Here is a 24,203-nt window from a genome sequence, read left to right on the forward strand (position 1 = left end):
TCCCCCTGCTTGGCCGTGGCCCCGTGTTTTCTGGAAAGAAGCGCTGTTTGTTGTCCTCGTTCAAGCCCTCCCCATTCAAAGTTTCGCGCCTGGCCGCACTCTTGTGCCTTGGCGCATATGCCTCCACGCCGTGGGCGGCCGATGAAGCCCAGCCCCGGCTGGGCCGTGTCGAAGTCACCGGCAGCCGCATCCTGGCCATGACGGCCGAATCGGCGGCGCCCTTGCAGGTCTTGGGTGCGGCCGATATCGCGGCCGCCGGCGTCGTCAATCTGCAGGAGCTTTTGCTCAAGAGCCCGCTGATGGGCGCGCCGCTGATCAGCCGCAACAACTCCAATATCAGCACCTCCAGCGCCGGCATCGCCACGCTGGATCTGCGCAATCTGGGCGTCGATCGCACGCTGGTGCTGGTCAATGGGCGCCGCCATGTGGCGGGCATGGCCGGCTCGTCGGCGGTGGATCTGAACACCATCCCGGCGGACTTCATCGAGCGCGTCGAGCTGCTGACCGGTGGCGCCTCGGCCGCCTACGGCTCGGGCGCCGTGGCCGGGGTGATCAACATCATTCTCAAGCGCGAGTTCGAGGGCTTGCTGCTGGACGCCCAGCTGGGCCAAAGCCAGCATGGCGACGATGCCAAGCAGAAGTTCAGCGCGAGCTGGGGCCACAAGCTCGCCCAAGGCCAGGGCAGTCTGATGCTGCACGGCGCCCTCACCCGTCAGGGCGCGGTCTATTCGCGGGATCGTGCGGCCACGGCCAAAGACCAGTACTCCCTGGTGCTGGACCCGGGCTCTAGCAACCCGGCCGATCTGTTCCGGCCCGGGCCCTGGCCTTCCAGCTATGCGCCGCAGGGGCAGTTTTTTGGTGTCGATGCGGCGGGCCAGGCGCAAGACTTCAGCTTCGACGCGCAAGGCCGCCAGATCCCCTGGTCGCTGAACGGCCCCAAGAACGACGGCGTGGGCGCTACCAGTTTCAATCGTGCGGACTACCGGGCCATTGCCGTACCGGTGGATCGTTATCTGCTCGCAGCCAAGGGTGATCTGGCCCTGAATACGGCGCATGCCCTGTTCTTTGAGGCGAGCTGGGCCCGTAGCCAGGCCCAGTCCCATATCGAACCCTTTGCGCTGAGCTCCAGCGATATCTACCCCGCCAGCGGCTGGGTGCCCACGGTCTTCGAGCACGAGGGTCAGGTCTTGCGCAACCCCCTGGTGCCGCAGAATCTGCAGGGTGACTACGCCTTCACCCGCCGGCTCTCGGACATCGGCGCCCGCCTGGTGAACGCCAGACGTGAGGGCCTGCGCCTGCTGCTGGGCCTGCGCGGCGAGTTGAGCCCGGCCTGGTCCTACGAGGCCTATGCCGCCCACGGCCAGACCCGCGAGGCGCAGAGCAGCGGCGGCCTGATCGATGTGCGCAAGTTCCGCCATGCCCTGGAGGCCGTGCCCGATGCCAGCGGCCGTGCCATCTGCCGCGATGCCGAGGCGCGGACGCAAGGCTGTGTGCCGCTGAGCCTGTTCGGCTTCAACAGCATCAGCCCCGCGGCCGCGGCCTATGTGGCGGCGCCGGGCCGCATGGACACCCGCCTGACCCAGCAGTTTGCCGGCTTCAATCTGAATGGCGAGCCCTGGCAGCTGCCGGCCGGCCCGCTGGCCCTGGCCCTGGGCGGCGAGCTCAGGCGCGAGAGCTCGGACATGGCTTTCGACGCCGTCTCCCAGGCCGGGCTGAACGCCTCCAATGCCCTGCCCAATACGCGGGGCTCGTTCGGGGTCAGGGAATTGTTCGCCGAGGCGCGCCTGCCCTTGCTGAAGTCCCTGCCGGCGCTGCAGCGCCTGGATGCCCTGCTGGCCTACCGCCTCAGCGACTACAGCACGGCCGGCCTCAACCACAGCTGGAATCTGGGCCTGGACTGGGCCATCAACCCCGGCCTGCGGGCCCGCTTCAGCCGCGCCCAGTCCAGCCGTGCGCCCAATATCGGCGAGCTCTACCAGGCGCGCATGCAGAACTTCCCCACGGTGCAAGACCCTTGCGAGGGCGTGCGTGCCAGCGACACCACGGAGCTGGCCCAGCGCTGCAAGGCGGCCGCCGGCGTGCAGGCCAATATGGCGGCCCATGGCGGGGTGTTCAGCCTGACGCCGCTGGACCTGCAATCGGTCAGCGGCTACGACAGCGGCAACCCCTTGCTGCAGGCCGAGCTTGGCCGCTCCAGCACCTTGGGCCTGGTGCTGACGCCCAAGGCCCTGCCTTGGCTGCGCAATGCCGTCTTCAGCGCGGACTTCTTTGACATCCAGATCGCCCGCGCCATCAACAACCCCGGCCGCCAGTACGCGCTGGACCAGTGCTACAACGGCGGCTCGCAGGCCTTCTGCCGCTTCATCAGCCGTCGTGCCGAGGCCAGCGTGGCGGGCAGCGCCGGCGCGCTGAGCCTGATCGACCTGCAGCCGGTCAATAGCGGCGGCCAGCGGGTGCAGGGCCTGGACTTCGCCGCCAGCCTCAGCGAGCCCCTGGGCGCCGGCCGCCTGAGCGCCGGCCTGAGCTGGACCCATCTGCTGCGCGCCTGGCAACAGCCGACCGACACCGCCGAGCGCGACAGCAGCCTGGGCGAGCTCGGCAATCCGGTCGACAAATGGACGCTCAATCTGGGCTATGCCCAGGGTGCCTGGGGCCTGAGCGGCCGCGCCAGCTATATCGGGGCCAGCGAGTTGGATGATCAGTTCCAGCGCTCCTTGCCCGCCTTCCCGCGCTGGGCCTTCCGCGTGCCTGCCAAGCTCTACGTCGATCTGCAAGCCCGCCACCGCTGGGGCCGGGCCGAGCTCTATCTGGGCCTGGACAATGCCTTTGCCACCCAGGCGCCGCCCGTCATCGCGGGGCTGCCGGGCAGCGTCGACGGCAGCGAGACCGCCGCCGGCAGCTACGACCCCATAGGCCGCCGTTACTACCTGGGCCTGCGCTACAGCCTCTGAGTTCTTTGCAGGGCCATGCCTAAAATGCCGCGTCGCCCGGAGGAATAGAACAATGACAGAGCAAGAAGCCCGCCCCGCTAGTGCAAAGCCCCCGGTACTGGAGGCCTTGCCCGATCGCTGCGAGGTGCTGATCGTGGGAGCCGGCCCGGCCGGCAGCGCCTGCGCGCGCGTGCTGGCGCAAGCCGGCGTGGACGTGCTCTTGATCGACCAGCAGCCCCAGGGCCGCGACAAGATCTGTGGCGATGGCTTGATCCCCGACGCCCACCAGGCCTTGCAACGCCTGGGCCTGCTGGAGCCGGTGATGCGCCTGGCCCAGCAGGTCAGCCATGTGGGCTGCATAGGCCCGCGCGGCGGCCGCATCGACGTGCCCGGCACGCTGGCCGTGCTGCCGCGCCGCCAGCTGGATCAGCTGCTGAGCCAGGCCGCCCGCGAGGCCGGCGCCCAATTCATCGCCCCGGCCCGCTTCGAGAAGCCATTGGAAGACGAGCAGGGCCGCGTCGTCGGCGCCCTGCTCAAGGTCGGTTCAGGGGCCACGACGGCCCTGGTCGAGGTGCAGAGCCAGTGGCTGATCCTGGCCACCGGGGCCGTGCCCAAGGCCTTGAGCGCCGCCGGCATGTGCGAGCGCCACACGCCCAGCGGCATTGCCCTGCGCGGCTATGTGCGCGCGCCCAGCATGGTGGGCCGCATCAAGGCCATGGACGTGGTCTGGAGCCAGGCCGTGCGGCCGGGCTATGGCTGGATCTTCCCGGCCCCCGACAACTGCTTCAATATCGGCGTGGGCGTCACCGACAGCCATAGCGCGGTAGGGGGCAAAGGCGCCAAGAAGGAGCTCAATCTGCGCGCCATTTTTGACGCCTTTGTGGCCAGTTATGAGCCCGCCGCCCTGCTGATGCGCGAGGGCGAGCTGGTGGGCGAGCTGAAGGGCGCACCGCTGCGCTGCACCCTGGAAGGCGCGCGCTGGAGCCGGCCCGGCCTGATGGTGACGGGCGAGGCCGCGGGCAGCACCTATTCCTTCACCGGCGAGGGCATTGGCAAGGCCATGGAGACCGGCATGCTGGCCGCCGACGCCTTGCTGGCCGGCCGCCAGCAGGGCTGGGGCGAAGGCCAGGTACGCGAGGCCTTCGAGCAAAGCCTGCGTGCGCTCAAGCCCAAGTTCGACCTCTATCAGCGCGCCAACCGCGTCAACGCCTTCCCCTGGCTGGCCGACCTGCTGATCTGGCGCGCCCAGCGCAGCCCGCGCCTGCTGCAGCGCATGAGCGGGGTCTTGAACGAGACCAGCAACCCGGGCAATCTGGTCAGCCTCAAGGGCTTCTCCCGCCTGTTCCTGGAGTAAACGCCCATGTGCCAACTGCTGGGCATGAATGCCAACACACCGACCGATGTGATGTTCAGCTTCACCGGCCTGGCCACCCGCGCCGAGGAGCACAAGGACGGCTTCGGCATCGCCTTCTTCGAGGGCCGCGGCCTGCGGCATTTTGTCGACCACCACAGCGCCCGCGTCTCGCCCCTGGCCAAGCTGGTGCAGGACTATCCGATCAAGAGCGATAACGTCATCGCCCATATCCGCAAGGCCACCCAGGGCCAGGTGGCGCTGGAGAACACCCACCCCTTCCAGCGCGAGCTCTGGGGCCGCTACTGGGTGTTTGCCCACAACGGCAATCTGCAGGACTTCCAGCCCCGCCTGCACGCCGCCTTCAAGCCGGTGGGCCAGACGGACAGCGAGCGCGCCTTCTGCTGGCTGATGCAGGAGTTGGCCAAGGCCCATTGCGATGTGCCCAGCATCGAGGAGCTGACGCACACCCTGCGCGAGCTGATGCCCCAGCTCAATGCCTACGGCACCTTCAATATGCTGTTGTCCAATGGCCAGGCCTTGTGGGCCCATGGCTCCACCCATCTGCACTATCTGTTGCGCAGCCACCCCTTCGGCCGGGTGCAGCTGCAGGACGAGGACCTGAGCGTGGACTTCGCGCCGGAAACCACGGCGCAAGACCGGGTGGTCGTCATCGCCACCGAGCCGCTGACCCGGGACGAACCCTGGGTCGCCTTCCAGCCGGGCGAGCTGAAGGTGTTTGTGGACGGGCTGCCGCGCGACTGATCCGGCGGCGCTTTCCGCCATTCATCCCGGCATTGCGCAGCTCGCCGCATCCGCCGCCGCCGGCCCAGCGGGCTCGCCTAGACTGCCAGCCATGCAAGACACACCTAACCCTCGCTTCGACTGGGCCTTGTTGTTCTACCCCGGCCCCAAGCGTCGCTTCACGCCCGAGGAAATGCAGCGCGGCGGCCAGCAGCCCTGGCCCAAGGTGATTGATGCCTATGTGGCGCTCAATATTGTCTTGCTGCTCATTCCCGCCTTGACCACCCTCCGGGCCCTGTCCTGGCGCGCACTGCTGGTGGTGCTGATTTTCGGCGGCTTGCTGGGCTATATCGGCCTGGCCATTGCGCGCCATCTGTGGCGAAGGCCGACGCGCAAGCAGCTCAACATCATCTCTGTTGCCTACGCTTTTGCCGTCACCCTGCCCTTGGCGCTGGACAAGTATTGGCTGCCTGCCGGCGTGACGCACAAGGATCTGGCCTTCCCCTTGGTGAGCTTGCTCACCCTCTTCATCATGAGCATCAGTGCCTGGTGGTTCCTGGTCATCTACCGCGTCCAGCAGATCGAGGCCCGCCTGCGCGAGCTGGACGAGCAGGATCGCAACCTCAAGCTGGCGCGCCGCCTGGCCACGGCGCAGATCCAGCCGCACTTTCTGTTCAACACCCTGGCCTCGGTCCAGCACTGGGTGGACACGCAGGACACCCGCGCCGGCAGCACCTTGCGCTCCTTCACCGCCTATCTGCGCGCTACCCTGCCCATGTTCGAGCGTGAAACACTCAGCCTGAATGAAGAATTAGGCATTGTGCGCAGCTATCTGGAAGTGATGCAGGCTCGCATGGGCGCGCGGCTGCGCTGGAGCACCGAGATATGCGAAGGCGTGGCCGAACTGCCGCTGCCGCCCGGCTTGTTGCTGACCTTGGTGGAAAACGCGATCGGCCATGGCATCGAGCCCGCGCTGCGCGGCGGCAGCATTGCCATCCGGGTGAGCCGGCCGAACGAGGCCCAGGTCTTGCTCGAAGTCAGCGATGACGGGGTCGGCTTGACGCAAGGCAGCGAAACCGCCACGAACGGCCTCGGGCTGAAGAACTCCGACGAGCGGCTGCGCCAGCTGTATGGCGGGCGCGCCCGGCTGACGCTGTTGCCACAACAGCCCGGCTGCCTGGCGCGGCTGGAAATTGACTGGATGCAAGAAAGCAAATGATGATGACGACGCCCAAGCCAACAGCCCTGATCGCCGACGACGAAGAAGGCCCGCGCGAGCAGCTGCGCGCCGCCCTCCAGCGTCTGTGGCCCGAGCTGGACATCGTGGCCGCCAGCGAGCATGGGGTCGATGCCTGGGACGACTTCCTCGCGCATGAACCCGCGCTGTGTTTTCTGGACATCCGCATGCCGGGCCTGAGCGGCATCGAGGTGGCGCGCCGCATGGCGGCCACGGCCACGCCGCCGCAGGTGGTGTTCGTCACCGCTTTTGGCGACCATGCCGTCTCGGCCTTTGAGGCCGGCGCGGTGGACTATGTGATGAAGCCGGTGGATGACGCCCGCCTGAGCCAGGCCATCGACAGGGTCAAGCGCCGCCTGCATGCGGCCGCGCCCGGCCCCGATCTGCACAGCCTGCTCAAGCAATTGCTGCCCGCTGCCGCCGCCAAGCCGCGCCCCATCCAGGCCAGCCTGGGCCGCGAGATCAAGCTGATCGCGCCCGAGGATGTGATCTATTTCGAAAGCGACAACCGCTACACCCGGGTGGTCTACCGCGAGCCCGGCGCGGCCAAGGACGGCGAGGCCTTGATCCGCACGCCGCTGAAGGAGCTGCTGGCCCAGCTGGATGCCGAGGTCTTCTGGCAGGTGCATCGCTCGGTGCTGGTGAACAGCCGCTGCATCGCCAGCGCCCTGCGCATCGACGAGAGCAGCATGGTCATCAGCCTGCGCGGGCGCGACACGCAGCTGCCGGTCTCGCGCCAGTTCCAGTCCTTGTTCAAGGGGCAGTAGGGCGGCTCAAGATCCGCGTTCGCCGGCTCGCTCGCTTTGTGCACAATCCTAGGCATCTTCCCTCCGATATGCGAGCAGCCATGGCCGTCCTGCCGACCCCCAGATTCGATGAGTTTTATCGTTATGAGGCCCTGACCGAGCTGCTCTTCGCCTATGCCGAGGCCAGGCCCAATCTGGTCTCGCTGCGCAGCATCGGCAAAAGCCATGAGGGCCGCGACATCTGGGTGCTGGTGCTAACCAATACTGCCAGCGGAGCCGATGTGGACAAGCCCGCCTTCTGGCTGGACGGCAATATCCATGCGGCCGAGCTGACCGCTTCCACCGCCTGCCTCTACTACCTTAACCATCTGGTAACGGGTTATAGCGTGGACCCGCAGGTGACCCAGTTGCTCGATACGCGCGCCGTCTATATGGTGCCGCGCCTCAATCCCGACGGGGCCGAACTGGCCTTGGCGGATCGGCCGCGCCATATCCGCTCCTCCACCCGTGCCTATCCCTTCGACGAGGCCCCGGTCGATGGCCTGAGCGTCGAAGATGTGGACGGCGACGGCCGCATTCTCAGCATGCGGGTGCGCGACCCGCATGGCACTTACAAAAAACATGCGCAGGAGCCGCGCCTGATGGTGGCGCGTGAGCCGGGCGAGTTCGGCGGCGAGTACTACCGTTTGATCCCCGAGGGCTTCATCAAGAACCACGATGGCCTGACCGTGACGGTCAACAAGGACCGCGAGGGTCTGGACCTGAACCGCAACTTCCCCAGCGAATGGCGGCAGGAGCACAAGCAAGTCGGTGCCGGCCCCTATCCGACCAGCGAGCCCGAGGTGCGGGCCATGGTGGACTTCATCACCAGCCATCCGAATATCGGCGCCGCCATCAGCTACCACACCCATAGCGGCGTGATCCTGCGGCCCATGGGCGGCCAGAGCGACGAGGCGATGATCCCTGAGGATTTGTGGACCTATAAGCGCTTCTCGGCCCTGGGCGAGCAGCTCAGCGGCTACCCGGCCCTCAGCATCTGGCACGACTTCCGCTACCACCCCAAGGAGGTCATCACCGGCACGCAGGACTGGGTCTACGAACATCTGGGCGCCTTGTTCTGGGTGGTGGAGCTGTGGTCGCCGAACAAGGAGGCCGGCATCGAGGGCTATAAATGGATCGACTGGTACCGCGAGCATCCGGTGGAGGACGATCTCAAGCTGCTCAAGTGGAGCGATGAGCAATGCGGCGGCCAGGCCCATGTGGACTGGCGGCCCTTCCATCACCCGCAACTCGGTGACGTCGAGATTGGCGGTTGGGACAAGATGAACTTCTGGCGCAACCCGCCGCCGGCCCTGCGCCAGCGCGAGGCGGCGCGCTTCCCGGCCTGGATGGATCAGATCGCCCTGTCCCTGCCCAAGCTGGAGCTGCTGCGCACCGAGGTGCGGGCCCTGGGCCCCGACACCTGGCGCATCCGCATGGCCGTGGCCAATAGCGGTTATCTGCCCGCTTATGTGACCCAGCGCGCCCTGGAGCGCAAGATCGTGCGCGGCGTGATGTTCGAGATCCATCTGCCCGAGGGCGACCCCGAGTTCAGCCTGCTCGGCGGCAAGCAGCGCATGGAAGGCCCGCAGCTGGAAGGCCATGGCCCCAAGAGCAGCCAGCAAGCCTTTCTGCCCAGCCGCGAGGTGACGGCCGACCGGGCCGTGGGCGAATGGGTGCTGCGCGCGCCCAAAGGCAGCCGCCTGGCCTTGAGCGCCTGTGCGGACCGGGCGGGGACGGTGCGCACCGAGGTGGTGTTGGATTAGCCCGCCTCCGCATCATCGAGCCAAGCCTGCAACTCCGCCGGTAACTCGTCCTGCTCCGCCTCAGAGGGGCGGGGCGCCCCTGCGGCCAGCAATAACTGCAGCGTGGCCAGATAGTCGCCGCCGGGCTGAGGCAGGTGTGCGGCGGCGTGCAGCAGGCTGCCCATCACATCGCCGCCATAGCCATTGCCCTCCTGCCAGCTGGCGCCATGCGCCAGCAGTAACTGCACCAGGGCCGCGTCGCCGTTGAAGGCGGCCTGGTTCAGGGCGCTGGCCTGCCAATCGCCCAGCACCCCGACCGGCCAGCCCAGCGACAGCATCAGCGCGACCGAGCTCCGCGCGCGCCGCTGCGTCTGGTCGGGCAGCAGGCGCAGCTCATGCGCGCCCAGCGCTTGCAGCAGTCCGGGCTGTTCGTCCAGCAAGGCCCGCGCCGTGCCGGCATCGGCAGCCGCGCAGGCGGCCAGAAAACGCTCCCGTGCCGAGGGCAGTTCCGGCCTCGCGCCCTGCGCCGCCAGCAGTTCCAGCGCCGCGCTTTCACCCAGCAGGGCCGCCAGCGTGGCGGGCTTGCGGCCCTCGGCGTCGCGGGCCGCGAGATCGGCGCCATGGGCGATCAGCTGGCTCAGGCAGGCGCCGGAGCGGCCTCTGCGCAAGGCGTGGTGCAGGGCCGCGCCGCCCTGCGGGCCGGCCTCGTTGACGTCGGCCCCCAGGCTCAGTGCCAGGTCGAGGCCGGTGGGGTCTTCAAAGTCGAGCAGGCGCAGCAGCGCATTCGTGCCCTGCCAGCGCGCACCGTGTGCGATCAACTGGCGGATCTGCACAGCGGCACGCTGGCGCTCGCTGTCTTCGCAGGCGTGGTACAGCGACTCGCCGTCGTTGGGATCGGCACCGGCGGCCAGCAGGGCGGCGGCCAGCGCCGGGCTTTGCGCCCGGGCGATGGCACCGTACAGCAGGGGCAGGCCGGGCGGCTCGGCCGTGTCCGGCATGCGCAGGGCATGGAGATCGCTGCCGCCTTGCGCGAGCAAGGTTTGGGCGCTGCGCAGCAAGCCGCCGGCCCAGGGCTCGCCGAGGCGATGCAGGCTGGAGAAGCATACGTAGGCCAAGGCGGGCGCATCGAAGGGCGGGAGCCGCTGGCCCGCAGCGGGCATGCGTTCAAGCGTCTCCAGCTCGCCCCGTGCCAAGGCCAGGGCCGGGCGCAAGGCCGGTGGGCATGGGCCTCGCAAACGCTGCATCAGCGCCAAGGCGCGCTCGGGCTGCGGGCTGTCCCAGCCCCGGCCCAGGGCCAGCGTCAGGATGCGCGTGATCAGCGCGGCCTGGTCGAGCTGGCTTGCCTCCTGCTGCGCCAGCACGGCCCGGCGCAGGGCGGGCCAGCTGGCAAAGCCCAGCTCGCGCGCGATCACCAGTTGGGCCTGGCTGAGGCTGGGCGGCGCGGCCGCATGGTCTCGGTGGTAGGGTGCGGCGCGCGCCAGGCTGGCGGCATCGGCGTTGCGCCAGCCGCGCAGCAATTCACGCGCTTGACGCTTGAGTTGTTGCAGATCGGCCGAGTCGGGGAGCGCGGGCAGGGCGGGCTGGGGCGCAGCCCCGGGATGGCTTGTTTTCAAGGGAAACCTCCATGCGTATCAAGCCTGCGATCCGCGCGCTCAGGCCGCACAAAGGCGTAACAGTGGGAAGTGAGTTGCGGACGCGGTCTTGAACGCGCGTCCCACCGGGTGGCCTCAGGCCTGCCTGCGGATCCAGCAGCACCCCGGCCGGTGCTGTGGGCGCAGTGTGCCATAGCGCTCAATGCTTGGCTTGCCGGTCCTGCTCCGCCGCCGCTTCCTGAGCGGCGCGCCACAGCCGCGCCGGCACAAAGGTACGCAACTGCTCCATGGCCTTGTCCACCAGCTTGGGGTGCAGCTCGTGGCCGATGCCGGGCAGCACATCGGCCGTCACGTCGGCGCCCAGAGCGACCAGGGTTCTGGCCATATTCACCACGGGGCGGTAGGGCACCAGGCCATCGTCCAGGCCATGCAGCAGGTGCAGGCTGACCTCGTGCGGCGCTCTTTCGGGCACCCGCCCATGGCCGCCCGAGAAGGCCAGCACCCGGCCTGCCAATTGGTCCTGGGCCTGCACCGCCTCCAGCGCCAGCGTGGCGCCCTGGGAGAAACCGGCCAGGGCGATGCGCCCCCAGTCCAGCCCGAAGTGCCGGGCCCAGCCTTGCACGCGCTGGATCAGGGCGGGCAGGGCGGCGTCCAGGCGCTGCGCCAGCACGGCCTCGTCCAGGCCGTCCACCGCAAACCAGGCCCGGCCGCCTTCGGCCAGGGCCAGGGGCGCGTTCAGCGAGACCAGGGCCGCCTGCGGGTACTGGGCGCGCAGGGCGGCGCGCAGCGGCTCCATGCTGGCGGCGTCCGCGCCCAGGCCGTGCAGCAGCACAAAGCACAGATCCACCGCGCCGCTGGCCGGCAGATGGACGAGGGCCGGCGGGGTGTTCGAGTCTTGGGTTTCGACGGGATTCATGGTGGCTGGGGGACGAGGTCGCTGACAGGCGGGGATTGTCGCTTGGGAGCCAAGGCCCCGGGGAGGCCTGGGCTATGCTGCGCCGTCCCGCCGCGGCTTCAGCGGCCGGGCGGGAAGGAGCCCAGAACGTGGAACTGAAGGTCAATGGTCAGCGCATGCAACTGCCCGAACATGCCAGCGACCCGGCCATGCCCTTGCTATGGGCTTTGCGGGACGGCCTGCATCTCACCGGCAGCAAGTTCGGCTGCGGCGTGGCCGCCTGCGGCGCCTGCACCGTGCATGTGGACGGTCAGGCCGCCAGGGCTTGCGTCACGCCGCTGGGCGCCGTGCAGGGCAAGGCCATCACCACCATCGAGGCCCTGGGCACTGCCGAGCATCCACATGCCTTGCAAATCGCCTGGCTGGCCGAACAGGTGCCGCAATGCGGCTATTGCCAGAGCGGCATGCTGATGGCGGCGGCCGCCCTGCTGGCCAGAAACCCCAAACCCAGCGATGCCGATATCGACGCGGCCATGACGAATCTCTGCCGCTGCGGCACTTACCCGCGCGTGCGCCGCGCCATCCGGCAGGCGGCGGCACTCGGGGCCCGGCGATGAAGCGCCGCACCTTGCTGCTGAGCGGGCTGGGCGCCTCGGCCGCCCTGCTGGTGGGCTGGGGCTATCTGCCGCCGCGCAGCCGCCTGGGCCATGCCGGCAGCCTGGGCCAGGTGGAGGGCGAGATCGGCCTGAACGGCTGGATCAAGATCGCCGCCAACGGCGATGTGCTGCTGGCCATGCACCGCAGCGAGATGGGCCAGGGCGTGCACACGGCCCTGGCCCAGCTGGTGGCCGAGGAGCTGAGCCTGCCGCTGGCAAGGCTGCGGCTGATCCCGGCGGGCTTCGAGTCCATCTACGGCAATATCGCCATGTTTGTGGGCTCCTTGCCCCTGCACCCGCGCCAGACCGAGCCCGGCCATACAAGCCTGGGGGCCCGCCTGGGCCAGTGGACGGTGGCCAAGCTGGCGCGTGAACTGGGCATCAACGCCACCGGCGGCAGCAGCAGCGTGGCCGATGCCTGGGAACCGCTGCGCTGGGCGGCGGCCACCGCCCGTCAGCAATTGCTGGGCGCCGCCTCGCTGCGCTGGAAGCTGCCCCTGCCCGAGCTGCTGCTGGAGGACGGGCTGATCAGCCATGTCTCCGGCCCCAGCGCGCATTTTGGCGAGCTGGCCAAGGAGGCCGCGGCCACCCCGCCGGGCGAGGTCAGGCTCAAACCCAAGGCCAGATGGACGCAGATCGGCAAGCCCCTGGCGCGCCTGGACCTGGCCGCCAAGGTGGACGGTAGCGCCGTCTTCGGCATCGATGTGCGGCCGGGCAAGGACCTGCTCTTCGCCGCCGTGCGCCACTGCCCCATGCTGGGCGGCGGCCTGGGGCCGGTGCCCGTCAATGCCTTGCTGCAGCAGCCCGGTGTGCTGCGGGTCGTGCAGCTGGGCACGGTGGCCGGCAGCCATGCGGCCGTGGCCGTGCTGGCCCGCAATAGCTGGCATGCGCAGCGCGCCGCCGCAAGCCTGGAGTCGGCCTGGCAGCAGCGTCCCGCCGGCGCCCTGAACACGGCCCAGATCGAAAGCCGCCTGGCCGACAGCGCCCGCGTGGCGGCCGCGCAAGGCCATGTCTTCTTCTCGCAGGGCGAGGCGGATGCCGCCCTGGCCCAGGCGCCGCGCAAGGTCGAGGCGCTCTACCAGGCCCCCTATCTGGCCCATGCCACGATGGAGCCGATGAATTGCACGGCCTGCGTCAAGGACGGCCGGGTGGAGGTCTGGGTCGGCACGCAGGTGCCAGGTCTTGCCCGGGCCGTGGCGGCGCGGGTGGCGGGCGTGGCCGAGGCGGCCGTGACCTTGCATCAGACTTATCTGGGCGGAGGCTTTGGCCGCCGCCTGGAGGCCGACCACGTGGGCCAGGCCGTGCGCGTGGCCATGGACACCGGCGGCGTGCCGGTGCAACTGCTGTGGTCGCGCGAGGAGGACATGACGCATGACTTCTACCGCCCGGCCGGCGCCGCCTTCTTGCAAGCCGGCCTGGACGCCGCGGGCAAGCCCCTGGCCTTGCGGCTGGGCAGCGCGGGCGACGCGATCTCGCCGCGCTGGATGGAGCGGGTGCTGCCGGCCCTGGCCGGCCCGGTCGAGCCGCCCGACAAGAGTGCCAGCGAGGGCTTGTTCGATCAGCCCTATGCCATCCCGCAGCAGCGCATCGCGCATCTGGCCACGCACAGCGGCGTGCCGGTGGGCTTCTGGCGCTCGGTGGGTCATTCCCACAACGCCTTTTTCATCGAGAGCTTTGTCGACGAGCTGGCCCATGCCGCCGGCGCCGACCCGCTGGCCTACCGGCTGGCGCTGCTGGACGGCCTGCCGCGCCATGCCGCCGTGCTCAGGCGTGCGGCGCAGGAAGCGGGCTGGGGTCAGGTCTTGCCCAAAGACCGAGCGCGTGGCCTGGCCTTGCACGAGAGCTTCGGCAGCATCGTGGCCCAGGTCATCGAGCTGAGCAGCCAGCAGGGCAAACCGCGGGTGCATCGCGTGGTCTGCGCCATCGACTGCGGCGTGGTGCTCAACCCCGGCATCGTCGCCCAGCAGATGGAGAGCGCGGTGATCTTCGGCCTGACGGCCGCGCTCTACGGCCGCATCGACATCAAGGACGGCGTGGTGCAGCAGCGCAACTTCCCCGACTATCCCCTGCTGACGCTGGCCCAGACGCCGCTGATCGAGACCCATCTGATGGCCAGCGATCTGCCTCCCACCGGCGTCGGTGAGCCCGGCACGCCGCCGGTGGCGCCGGCCCTGGCCAATGCCTGGTTCGCCCTGACCGGTGAGCGCTTGCGCCGCCTGCCTTTGGCAACTACTGTTTGATCAGGTGGCTTGCCGCCGCGCCAGCGGCGGATCCAAGGAGTGAGGTCGAGGAGCTTATGCAGATCTCCCTGAATAGTCGCATACGCCTGCCCGCCAGATCCGAGGCTCTGGCCGAGACTGTGGACCTGGACCGGCCGGTGGGCGCCATCCGGCGCAGCTATTTCCTGGCCCTGGCCATCCTGGCCTTGCTGGCCCTGGGCAACTATCTGGTCATCAACGCCATGTTGCGCGAGCAGGCCCATGCGGTGGCCCTCAACGAGGTGGCGATCAGTCAGCGCTCGGACCTGCGCCGGGTGGCGCAGATCGTCGAGCTGATCCTGCGCACCCAGGATCAGAATCCCGGCCCCGGTGGCCAGCGCTGGCTGGCCGCGACCCGCGAGGAGTTGGCGAGGTTGGCGGGGCGCCTGGAGTCCAGCCAGGAGGTGTTTGACCAGGCCCTGCTGCGCGACCAGGGCCTGCGGGTAAGCTGGCTCAAGACGCCTCTGATCGACACGGGCCGGGCCCAGCGTTTCTCGGCCATGACGCGCGCGCTGGCTCAGCAGCTGCGCAAGTTCGCCGCCCTGGATGCCGGCCAGGTGGAGTGGCGTTTCTCGGTCTGGGCGCCGCTGGAGCTGGCCCTGGCCGCCGACGGCCTCTTGATGAGCGAGGTGAATGCCATCACCAGCGATCTCTACCGCCACGCCCTGCACACGGCCCAGCGCTTCCAGCGCCTGCATCTGGCGCTGGCCGGCATCACCTTGCTGACCCTGTTGGCCGAGTACCTGCTGATCTTCCACCCCATGCTGCAAGGCCTGCGCCAGAGCAACCAGCGCATCCGCCAGATCACCGAGCAGCTGCGCCACCAGGCCAACCATGATCTGCTCACCGACGTGGGCAACCGGCGCCTGCTGCGGGCCACGCTGGAGGCGCTGGAGCGGGCGCCCCAGCCCTCGGCCTCGCATGCCCTGCTGCTGCTCGATATCGACAAGTTCAGAAAGACCAATGAGTTGTTCGGCCATGCGGCGGGCGACCATGCCTTGCGCGCGCTGGCCGAGCGCTTGCAGGACTGCCTGCGTCCGAGCGACCATCTGTTCCGCAGCGGGGGGAATGAGTTCACCATCGTGCTGCAGCCGGCGCCGCCGGATCCGCCCGCCATGCAGGCCGTGCTGGACGGCCTGGCGGAGGCGGTAGTCCGGCCGCTGCGCTTCCAGAACCAGGCCTTCCAGATCAGCGCCTGCCTGGGTGCGGCCAGCGCCGGGCTGACCGGCGATACGCAGGGCGATCTGCTCGGCCAGGCCGACTTCGCCCTGCGCATGGCCAAGCAGGCGGGGCCCGGATCCCGGCGCGTGTTCGACCGCAATGACGCCGGCATCAGCGCGGCGCGGGAGCGGATGGCCGTGCAGCTCAACCAGGCCTTGCAGCGGGGCCAGATCAAGGCCCATTACCAGCCGGTGGTCGATGTCCACAGCCAGCGCATCCTGGGCGTGGAGGCGCTGGCCCGCTGGGTCAGAGAGGACGGCGCGGTGCTGACGCCGGCCGAGTTTCTGCCCGTCGTGCAGGAGTTCGGCATGCTGGACCGGCTGACCGAGGCCATGCTGCAGGCCGTGCTGGACGACCGCCTGCTGTGGCGCGAGCAGGCGGTGATGCCCGGCTTCGTCAGCGTCAACTTCCCCGAGGTCAGCCTGTCGGACCAGTATCTGCTGCCGCGTTTGCAGGCCATGGCCGGCGACGAGGGCCTGGCCTGGTTGCAGGTGGAGGTGCTGGAGACCGCCTTGCTCTGCCGGGCCAGCGAGAGGATCGAGTGCAATCTGCATGGCCTGGCCGAGCTGGGGGTGCGGGTGGTGCTGGACGATTTCGGCACCGGCTATGCCTCGCTCAGCCATCTGCGGCGCCTGCCCTGCCATTCGATCAAGATCGACCAGAGTTTTGTGGCCGCCATGCAGCGGGATGCGGGCAGCCTGCTGATCGTGCGCGGCATGATAGACATGGCCCTGGGCCTGGGCCTCAAGGTCACGGTCGAGGGCATAGAGAACCTGGCCCAGCACCAGGTCTTTCTGGCCTTTGCCGGGGTCCGTGGCCAGGGTCATTTCTATGCCCGGGCGCAAAGCCCGCAGGCGCTGTCCCAGCTATTGCGGGCCAATGCGGCGAACCCGGCCCAGCCGGCCTCGACCCTCGCCAGCACCGGAGCTGCCTCATGAACGGCGGCCGGGCCTGGCTGCTTGGCTGCCTATTGGCTTTGCCCGTGCAAGCCGAGACCGCGCCGCCTCGCATCGACCTCGCGCATTTCTGGATCGCGCCCAGCGAGCGCGCCAGCCTCGATCTGATCGCCCAGCGCTTTATCGCCCGCGGCGGGGTCTGGTCCGACACCCCCTCGCCGGACTATGAGTTCATGAAGCGGGACAGCGTCATGCGCATCACGGCGGGCTTCCCGCCCAGCGCCATGTGGTTGGGCGCCGAGGACATCGCCAGCCTGGGCGTGCTGGGCGTGGCCACCCGGCTCAATGACCTGGCCGAGGAGGACGGCTGGCGCCGGCATCTGCACGACTTCATCTGGCCGGTGCTGTACCAGCAGGGCGAGCTGGTCGGCCTGCCCGTGACCCTGCACAACGAAAACTGGGCCTGGTTCAATGCCAAGCTGTACCGGCGTCTGCATTTGCCCCTGCCCAAGACCTGGGACGAGGTGCTGGCCCAGGCCCCGGTGTTTATGCGGGCCGGCGTATTGCCCCTGGCCATCAGCGACCAGCCCTGGAATGTGCGCCTGCTCTTCACCACCCTGATGGCCGGGGCGGCCGGCCCCGAGCTGTATCGCCGCCTCTATATCGACGAGGACCCCAGCGTGTTCGACCACCCGCGCGTGCTCCGCGTGCTGGAAATCCTGGAGCGCTTGCGCGCCTATCGGCCGCCGGCGGGCGAGGTGCGGACCTGGAATGCCGCCACCACCCTGGTGATCCAGGGCCGGGCCGCCATGCAGGTGATGGGGGATTGGGCCAAGGGCGAATTCAAGAAAGTGGGGCCGGCCTCGGCCCAGCAGGATTTTGTCTGCGCTCCCGTGCCCGAGGCCCAGCGCAGCTTTATCGCCGCCCTCGATATGCTGAGCTTTCCCCGTGTGCGCGACCTGCCCAGCCAGGCCGGCCAGCGCCTGCTGGCCCGGCTGATGCTGGAGCCTGAGCTGCAGGCCGCTTTTGCCCATCGCAAAGGCTCTCTGCCGGTGCGCCGGGACATTGCCGCCACCCAGCTGGACGCCTGCGCGGCCGACAGCCTGGCGCGCTTGAACGAGGCTTCCACCCGCCTGCTCAGCCCGCGCGCCCTCACCAGCGAGCAGGTGCGCGTGGCCTTGCAAGCCGAGCTGGCGGCCTTCTGGAACAGGCCCGGCATGACGGTGGAGGAGCTGCGCCAGCGGCTGCGCCAGGCCATGCGTAAATGACCGAGGCTAGCCGCCGTAGAGCGTGCGCGGGTCGTCGGTGCTGGCGCTGCTTTGCACCCGGTGCTCGCGGTCGAACATGACGCTGAAGATCTTGCGGTCCTGGCCGTCCAGATAGCGCCATTCCCAGACCTCCTCATCCGGCTTGAGGGCGTAGCGATGGGTCTTGGCATGGCGGCCCAGGATCTCGCTCACCTGGGCCTGCGTCATGCCCGGCTGGATCTTGGCGAAGTTGTGCGGCGCCAGCAGCTGGCGCAGCGAGCTCAGCTTGCCGTCGGCGCCGATGATGATTTCGTAATTCGTGCTGCCCTCGGGCTGGCGCGGGTAGGCCAGCAGCTTGCTGCCGTCGGCTCTTTCGATGATTTGCGCCGGTTCGCCGAACTGCTGGCGCACATCGGCCTCGGTGGAGACCCCCTCGTTGAGCTTGTCGGCGCGTTGCGCATCGCAGGCGCTCAGCAGGCAGGCGGCCAGGGTCAGCAGCAGCAGGGGTTTCATCGGCGTCAGCTCCGGGTTTGATCGTTGTCGCGGTGGCCGATCAAGCGTACCAGGGTGGCGCGCAGCTTGGGCGCGTCGATGGGCTTGGTGAGGAAGTCGTTCATACCCGCGGCCAGGGCCTCGTCGCGTTCGGACACCAGGGCGGCGGCCGTCAGGGCGATGATGGGCAGCTCCTCGGCCGGGAAGCGCTTGCGCACCTCGCGGGTGGCCTCGTGGCCGCTCATCACCGGCATCTGCACATCCATCAGCACGGCGTCGAAAGGCTTGCCCATGCTGGCGGCGGCAAAGATGGCCTCCACCGCCTGGCTGCCATCCTGGGCCTGCGAGACCTCCAGCCCCCATTGCTGCAACTGGGCCACGCCTATCATCATATTGACGGGGTGGTCCTCCACCATCAGCACGCGCAGGCCCTGCAGGTCCTGCTTGTCCCTGGCCGCATTGGCCGCATTGGGGCGGGTGCTGATGGCGGGCGTTGCGGCCGGCAGCGGCAGCTCGGCCCAGAAGGTGGAGCCCTGGCCCAGCCGGCTTTGCACCCCCACCTTGCCGCCCATCAGGGCCGCCAGCTCGCGGCAGATGGACAGGCCCAGGCCGGTGCCGCCAAAACGCCGGGTGGTGGACTCGTCGGCCTGGGTGAAGGGCTGGAACAGGCGCTCGAACAGGCTTTCATCGATGCCGGGGCCGGTGTCCGTCACCTCGATGCGCAGGCGCTGCTCAGGGCGCGCCAGCACCCGCACCAGCACCGAGCCGCTGGCGGTGAACTTCAGGGCATTGCTCAGATAGTTGCTGAGGATCTGGCGTATGCGCACCTGGTCGCCCAGGACCCAGGCGGGCACGGCCGCGTCGATCTGGATGTCAAAGCTCAGGCCGCGGGCCTGGGCCAGCGTGATATAGGCCATGCGCATGGTGGCCAGCATCTCGCGCAGGGCAAAGGGGGCAGCTTCCAGGCTGAGGCGGCCGGCCTCGATCTTGGAGAGGTCGAGGATGTCGGAGATCAGGCCGGACAGGCTTTCGGCGCTGTCCAGCATCTGGTCCAGATACTCGCGCCGGGTGCTCTCCTCCAGATCGGGTTGTTGCAGCATGCGGGCCAGGCCCAGCAAGCCGTTCAGCGGGGTGCGCAACTCGTGGCTGGTGTTGGCGAGGAAGGCGCTCTTGGCGCGGTTGGCGGCCTGGGCTTCGTCCTTGGCCTGGGCCAGGGCGGCCTCGACGCGGCGCCGCTCGGTGACGTCTTCCATGATCCAGATCGTGCCGCCGCGGCTGGGGTGGTTGGGGTCCACGGCCTTGGCCAGCAGGCGGCACAAAAAGGTGCTGCCATCGCGCCGCCGCATGGGGCGCTCGACCTCCACCTGCTCGCCGGCCGCCAGCTTGGGGCCCAGCTCCTTGCCGATGGCGGCGTAGTCGGCATCGGTGGGCCAGACCACCCGGCCATGCTGGCCCAGCATGCCGCCGGCGGGCCAGCCGAACATTTCTTCCACCCAGCGGTTGGCCTGCACAAAGCGCTGGTCGCGGGTCAGGGCGATGCCGATGGAGGCGTTTTCCAGAATGGCTTGATGGACCAGGCGCGAGCGCTCGGTCTCGGTCACGTCGCGGGCGTTGATGACCAGGTATTGCTCGCCATCCATGGCGAAGGGGGCGGCCGACATCACCATGGAGATGGGCTCGCCGGCCTTGTTGCAGAAGGTCACCGGCTGATCGGTGACGCGGCCCTGCTGGCGTATGCCGGCCACGATGCGCTCGCGGTCGGCCGGGTCGAACCAGACGCCCAGCTCGTCGGCCGTGTGGCCCAGCACGTCCTCGATGGCATGGCCGGACAGGCGCTCGAAGGTCTTGTTGACCATGGCATAGCGGCCGCTATTGATCTCGGTCAGCGTGATCACATCGGGGCTGGTGGCGACCAGATGCGAGAGCAGGGCCTCGGAGCGGCGCAAGGCCTCCTGGGCACGCGACTGTTCGGTCTGGTCGATGAAAAAACTCAGCGTGGCCGGGCCGCTGATGGCGTCCACCCGCACGCTGGTGGCGCTGACCAGGCGGCGCCGCCGGGACAGGGTGCGCAGGCGGAACTCGGCCATGGGCAGGATGGCACCCACGGCCATGGACTCCAATTTGGCGGCGCGCTGGCGGGCGCGTTCGTCGTCGCCCGGCTCGTAGTGCGAGAACAGATCCTGGCCAATCATGCTGGCGCGCTGGGTGTAGCCAAACATGGCCATGGCCGCCGGGTTGGCGTCGATGACACGGCCCCAGCGGTGCAGCACCAGGGGCGAGGGCGAGCGGCGGAACAGCTCGCGGTAGCGGGTCTCGGTGGCGTGGATGGCTTGCTCGGCCTGCACCTCCTCGCTGACATCGCGGCCCACGCCCCAGTAGCCGCGGAAATTGCCCTGCGAATCAAAGCGGGGTTCGCCGCTGACCGAGACGTAGCGCAGGCTGCCGTCCTGGCCCAGGCGCCGCACCATCAGGCCGTGGAAGGGACGGTGCGACTCCAGATCGGCCCGGTGGGCGTCCATGTCCTCGTCGCTGCTGCCCGGCGGGCCCAGCTCCCAGGGCGTCTTGCCCAGGCGGGACTGCAGATCCAGGCCGATGCTGCCGGGCTTGTCTTCGGCCACATGGGTGAAGCGGAACTCGCGGTTCATCTCCCAATACCAGTCGGCCGCCATGCTCAAGAGGCCGCGGAAGCGCGCATTGCGCTCGGCCGCATCATTCGCGCCGCGCTGCACGATGCGCAGCAGGCCCACGCCTATCATCAGGCCCGAGACCAGCAGGATCAGATGGGTGGAGATCCGCAAGCCCGGCGAGCTATTGGCCGCACTGCTGGTGGCCCAGCCCTGCAGCTCGGCCAGGCCGATGCCGCCCAGCAGCAGCAGGGCCAGGCCGCCCAGGCCGAGGCCGGCGCGCACGCCCAGCGTGCCGGTGCCCAGGGCCGTCAGCAGGCTCAGGGCCGCCATGGTGAGGGAATGGCTGCCCAGATCGCGCGAGACGGCGATGCAGCCGGCCAGCAGCATCATGCCCGCCATCAGCAGGCCCAGGGCCGGGGGCCCCCAGCGCTTGGGCAGGCGCCAGTAGCTCAGCAGGCTGAGCAGGGACAGGCTGGCCGCCAGGACCGGCGGCAACAAGCCGGCCAAGGGCTCGGCCGGCTTGCGGCTGAGCAGCAATAGCAGGGAGCCGGCCATCAGGATGAAGGCCGCGACGCTCAGGAACAGCCGTATGGAGCGCCAGCGCACGCTGCGCTCCAGCGCCGTCCTTTGTTCGCCAGGGCTCAAATCCTGCCCAACGAGGCTGCTCAAATCATCCTGGGAATCTATGCTCACTCAGCCCTCGTCGCCTTTATCGCTCGGGATCGAGCGGCCGTTGCCGCCGCTGCTCTTGTTCACACCAGGAGTTTCCCTGAGCCGGGCCTGGCCAGCCATTGGTGGAGCACCTGAATTCCCGGCCTATTCGGCGCCCCGCGAGGGGGCTGGGCGGTGGATTGAGCAATAGTTCTCGAACCTGGAGCCGCCAGCAGGGCCAGACGGGCGGCGGCTCAGGGTTTGCGTGGGCGATCAGCGTGCGCGATTGAGCAGGGCGCGGGTGTCCAGGGCCACGCGGCGGGCGGCGGCGGCGAAGTCATTGCCGCTGCTGGCGTAGAGCACGGCGCGCGACGAACTGACGATGATGGGGCCGCGCTGGTCCGCCGGCAGGGCCGGGCCGCCGCGCCAGCCGGCCTTGACCGTGGCCTCGGCATCGCCGCCCTGGGCGCCCACCCCGGGGATCAGCAGGGGCAGGGTGGGGGCCAGCTCGCGCACCCGCGCGATCTCACTGGGGAAGGTGGCGCCCACCACCAGGCCCAGCTGGCCGTTCTTGTTCCAATCGCTCTGGGCCAGGCGGGCCAGGTGTTCGTAGAGGCGGGGCTGGCCGTCCACATCGGCCAGGCGCTGGTTCTGCCAGTCGCTGCCGCCGGGGTTGGAGGTACGGCACAGCAGGATGGCGCCCTTGTCCGGGTAGCGCAGATAGGGTTCGATGGAGTCGAAACCCATGAAGGGCGAGAGCGTCACCGCGTCGGCCTGGTAGCGTTCGAAGGCCTCTTTGGCGTATTGCTCGGCGGTGGAGCCGATATCGCCGCGCTTGGCGTCCAGGATCACCGGCACATGGGGGGCGACGCGCTTGATATGGGCCATCAGGCGCTCCAGCTGATCCTCGGCGCGATGGGCGGCGAAGTAGGCGATCTGCGGTTTGAAGGCGAGGGTCAGGTCCTTGGTGGCATCGACGATTGCCGCGCAGAAGTCATAGATGCGGCCGGCGTCGCCCTTCCAGCTGCCGGGGAACTTGGACGGCTCGGGGTCCAGGCCCACGCAGAGCATGGAGTCGTTGAGCGTTTCCGCGGCTTGCAGTTGCTGGATGAAATTCATGGGCGATGATGGGCATGTTTAAGGTGTCATATTGTCCGGGATTTCTTCGGGAGGGGAGCCGCGATGCTGGTTTTGACGACGGAACGCTTGCGCCTGCGCTGGTTTGAGCCCGCGGATGCGCCCCATGTGTTGGAGCAGTTGCTGGAGCCCTCCTGGATCGCCAATATCCGCGACCCCGGCGTGCACGATCTGGACGCCGCCCGGCGCTGGATGGAGGAAAAGCTGTTCGCCGGCTACTGGTCCGCCGGCCTGGGCCTGTGGGCGGTGGAGCGGGCCAGCGATGGGGTCTTGCTGGGCATGTGCGGGCTGTTGCAGCGCGACTACCTGCCCGCCCCCGACATCGGCTACGCCTTCTTGCCGCGCTTCTGGGGCCAGGGCTATGCGCGCGAGGCCGCGGCCGGCTGCCTGCTGTATGCGCAGGAGGTGCTGGGCCAGAGCCGGCTCTACGCCACGACCGCGCCGGAGAACCAGGCCTCGCAGAAGGTGTTGCTGGGCCTGGGCTACCGCTACCAGGAAGACCTGGCGCTGGACGGCTATGCGGGCGTCACCAAGCTCTTCGTCTGGGGCGGCGGCGGCCCCGAGCGCAGCGAAGAAACGCGCATCAAGGATCGCTTGATGCGCTTTTATCGCGCCTTCAACAACCGTGCCGGCCGCCTGCCCAATGTGTCGGCCCTGCCTTTTTGGCTGATGCCACGGGCCATGATCAACCGCAGCGAAACAGCGGGCTTGCAGTGGGTGGATCTGCGCGACTTCATGCGCCAGCGCTATGAGCTGCTGGGCCCCGGCGGGCGGCTGCAGGACTATGAGGAAATCGTCTCCACCAAGCGCCTGGAGATGCATGGCCGCATCGCCCATGTCTGGCTGCGCTACCAGCAGCAGGGGCGGCTGGACGGGCGGCACTTCAGCGCCCAGGGCGTCAAGTCCCTGCAACTGATCAAGCTGGCCGAGGGCTGGAAGATCGCGGCCCTGGCCTCGGAAGCGCTGGTTTGATGGCCCGCCGCTACACTCTTCGACACCTTCATCAGCAGCACGGAGAGAGTCCCCCATGTCGACGGAAGCAGTCAGCAGTGTCAGCGCAAGAATTCTTCTGGTCGAAGACGATGAGCGCCTGGCCCAGCTGGTGACCGAGGCCTTGCGCAAGGCGGGCTACCAGGTAACGCATTGCCTCAGCGGCCTGGAGGGCGAGGCCTTGATGCGCACCCAGGCCTTCGAGGTGGTGCTGCTGGACGGCCATCTGCCCGACAAGGACGGCTTCGACGTGCTGCGCGATGTGCGGCGCGACTTCGCCGGCCGCATCGTCATGCTGACCGCGCGCGACGACGACATCGACCAGGTGCTGGGCCTGGAGGGCGGGGCCGACGACTACATCACCAAGCCGGTGGCGCCGCGTGTGCTGATGGCCCGCATCAAGGCCTTGCTGCGCCGGGACGCGGCCGCGGCGCTGCCCGAGTCGGACGAGCTGCGTTTTGGCGAGCTGCTCATCAAGCCCTCGGCCCGCGATGTGCGCCTGGCCGGCGTGCCGGTGGAGCTGACCACGGCCGAATACGATTTGCTGCACTTTCTGGCCGAGCGCGCCGGCAGCACCGTCAGCCGCGAAGACATCATGCAAGGCCTGCGCGGCATCGAGTTCGACGGCCTGGACCGCGCCATCGACGCCCGCGTCTCGCGCCTGCGCAAGAAGATTGGCGACGACGCCCAGGCCGCCGAGCGCATCAAGACCGTGCGCGGTCAGGGTTATCTCTTCGCCAAGGATTGAA

General features: G+C 68.8%; 17 protein-coding genes. 12 read left to right on the top strand and 5 right to left on the bottom strand.

The window, feature by feature from the left end:
* Positions 1-47 precede the first annotated feature (47 nt).
* The 6 genes from HNP55_RS06485 to HNP55_RS06510 all read left to right on the top strand — a co-directional run bounded on the left by HNP55_RS06485 (position 48) and on the right by HNP55_RS06510 (position 8,813).
* A complete protein-coding gene (locus HNP55_RS06485; RefSeq protein ID WP_246448226.1) occupies positions 48-2,951 on the top strand; it encodes a TonB-dependent receptor domain-containing protein in 2,904 nt (967 codons plus the stop codon).
* Between the two features lie 52 nt (positions 2,952-3,003).
* Positions 3,004-4,284, top strand: coding sequence for an NAD(P)/FAD-dependent oxidoreductase (locus tag HNP55_RS06490; protein WP_184297404.1), 1,281 nt, complete (start codon positions 3,004-3,006; stop codon positions 4,282-4,284).
* A 6-nt stretch (positions 4,285-4,290) separates the two neighbouring features.
* Positions 4,291-5,046 carry a class II glutamine amidotransferase gene (locus HNP55_RS06495; protein WP_184297406.1) on the top strand — a complete coding sequence of 252 codons (756 nt, stop codon included), beginning with the start codon at positions 4,291-4,293 and terminating at the stop codon, positions 5,044-5,046.
* 91 nt (positions 5,047-5,137) lie between these two features.
* Complete coding sequence (locus tag HNP55_RS06500) at positions 5,138-6,244, top strand: sensor histidine kinase (protein WP_184297408.1); 1,107 nt, start codon at positions 5,138-5,140, stop codon at positions 6,242-6,244.
* Positions 6,241-7,029 (top strand): LytR/AlgR family response regulator transcription factor, encoded by a 789-nt coding sequence (locus HNP55_RS06505; protein WP_246448228.1) that lies wholly within the window; start codon positions 6,241-6,243, stop codon positions 7,027-7,029. The genes HNP55_RS06500 and HNP55_RS06505 overlap by 4 nt, the downstream gene beginning before the upstream one ends.
* Positions 7,030-7,109: 80 nt before the next feature.
* Positions 7,110-8,813, top strand: a complete 1,704-nt coding sequence (locus tag HNP55_RS06510) for a M14 family metallopeptidase (protein WP_184297410.1) — start codon at positions 7,110-7,112, stop codon at positions 8,811-8,813.
* Here HNP55_RS06510 and HNP55_RS06515 read toward each other — a convergent pair.
* Positions 8,810-10,405 carry an ankyrin repeat domain-containing protein gene (locus HNP55_RS06515; protein ID WP_184297412.1) on the bottom strand — a complete coding sequence of 532 codons (1,596 nt, stop codon included), beginning with the start codon at positions 10,403-10,405 and terminating at the stop codon, positions 8,810-8,812. The genes HNP55_RS06510 and HNP55_RS06515 overlap by 4 nt on opposite strands.
* A 178-nt stretch (positions 10,406-10,583) precedes the next feature.
* Positions 10,584-11,300, bottom strand: coding sequence for an esterase (ypfH, locus tag HNP55_RS06520; protein WP_184297414.1), 717 nt, complete (start codon positions 11,298-11,300; stop codon positions 10,584-10,586).
* 128 nt (positions 11,301-11,428) lie between these two features.
* Here ypfH and HNP55_RS06525 point away from each other — a divergent pair, with 128 nt between their 5' ends.
* Genes HNP55_RS06525 through HNP55_RS06540 form a run of 4 tightly spaced genes read left to right on the top strand, consistent with a single transcriptional unit; the run spans position 11,429 to position 17,578 of the window.
* Positions 11,429-11,896: a (2Fe-2S)-binding protein gene (locus tag HNP55_RS06525; RefSeq protein ID WP_348648670.1), complete on the top strand. Its 468-nt coding sequence runs from the start codon at positions 11,429-11,431 to the stop codon at positions 11,894-11,896.
* On the top strand, positions 11,893-14,175 hold the full coding sequence (locus tag HNP55_RS06530; protein ID WP_184297416.1) for a xanthine dehydrogenase family protein molybdopterin-binding subunit: 2,283 nt from the start codon (positions 11,893-11,895) through the stop codon (positions 14,173-14,175). The genes HNP55_RS06525 and HNP55_RS06530 overlap by 4 nt, the downstream gene beginning before the upstream one ends.
* Positions 14,176-14,231: 56 nt before the next feature.
* A complete protein-coding gene (locus HNP55_RS06535) occupies positions 14,232-16,352 on the top strand; it encodes a putative bifunctional diguanylate cyclase/phosphodiesterase (protein WP_184297418.1) in 2,121 nt (706 codons plus the stop codon).
* 44 nt (positions 16,353-16,396) lie between these two features.
* A complete protein-coding gene (locus HNP55_RS06540; protein ID WP_184297420.1) occupies positions 16,397-17,578 on the top strand; it encodes an extracellular solute-binding protein in 1,182 nt (393 codons plus the stop codon).
* A 6-nt stretch (positions 17,579-17,584) separates the two neighbouring features.
* Here HNP55_RS06540 and HNP55_RS06545 read toward each other — a convergent pair whose 3' ends face one another.
* From HNP55_RS06545 to pyrF, 3 genes are all read right to left on the bottom strand, one after another.
* Positions 17,585-18,070, bottom strand: coding sequence for an outer membrane protein assembly factor BamE (locus HNP55_RS06545; RefSeq protein ID WP_184297422.1), 486 nt, complete (start codon positions 18,068-18,070; stop codon positions 17,585-17,587).
* A gap of 5 nt (positions 18,071-18,075) precedes the next feature.
* Positions 18,076-21,345, bottom strand: a complete 3,270-nt coding sequence (locus HNP55_RS06550) for a PAS domain S-box protein (RefSeq protein ID WP_221439484.1) — start codon at positions 21,343-21,345, stop codon at positions 18,076-18,078.
* A gap of 255 nt (positions 21,346-21,600) precedes the next feature.
* The gene (pyrF, locus tag HNP55_RS06555) at positions 21,601-22,446 is read right to left on the bottom strand and encodes an orotidine-5'-phosphate decarboxylase (RefSeq protein WP_184297426.1); all 846 of its coding nucleotides are present in this window, start codon (positions 22,444-22,446) and stop codon (positions 21,601-21,603) included.
* Between the two features lie 63 nt (positions 22,447-22,509).
* Here pyrF and HNP55_RS06560 point away from each other — a divergent pair, with 63 nt between their 5' ends.
* Positions 22,510-23,436: a GNAT family N-acetyltransferase gene (locus HNP55_RS06560; protein WP_184297428.1), complete on the top strand. Its 927-nt coding sequence runs from the start codon at positions 22,510-22,512 to the stop codon at positions 23,434-23,436.
* A gap of 55 nt (positions 23,437-23,491) precedes the next feature.
* The gene (locus HNP55_RS06565) at positions 23,492-24,202 is read left to right on the top strand and encodes a response regulator transcription factor (protein ID WP_184297430.1); all 711 of its coding nucleotides are present in this window, start codon (positions 23,492-23,494) and stop codon (positions 24,200-24,202) included.
* The last annotated feature ends 1 nt before the right edge of the window (position 24,203 follow it).

The organism is Roseateles oligotrophus, assembly GCF_014204525.1.
GTDB lineage: Bacteria > Pseudomonadota > Gammaproteobacteria > Burkholderiales > Burkholderiaceae_C > Paucibacter_A > Paucibacter_A oligotrophus_A.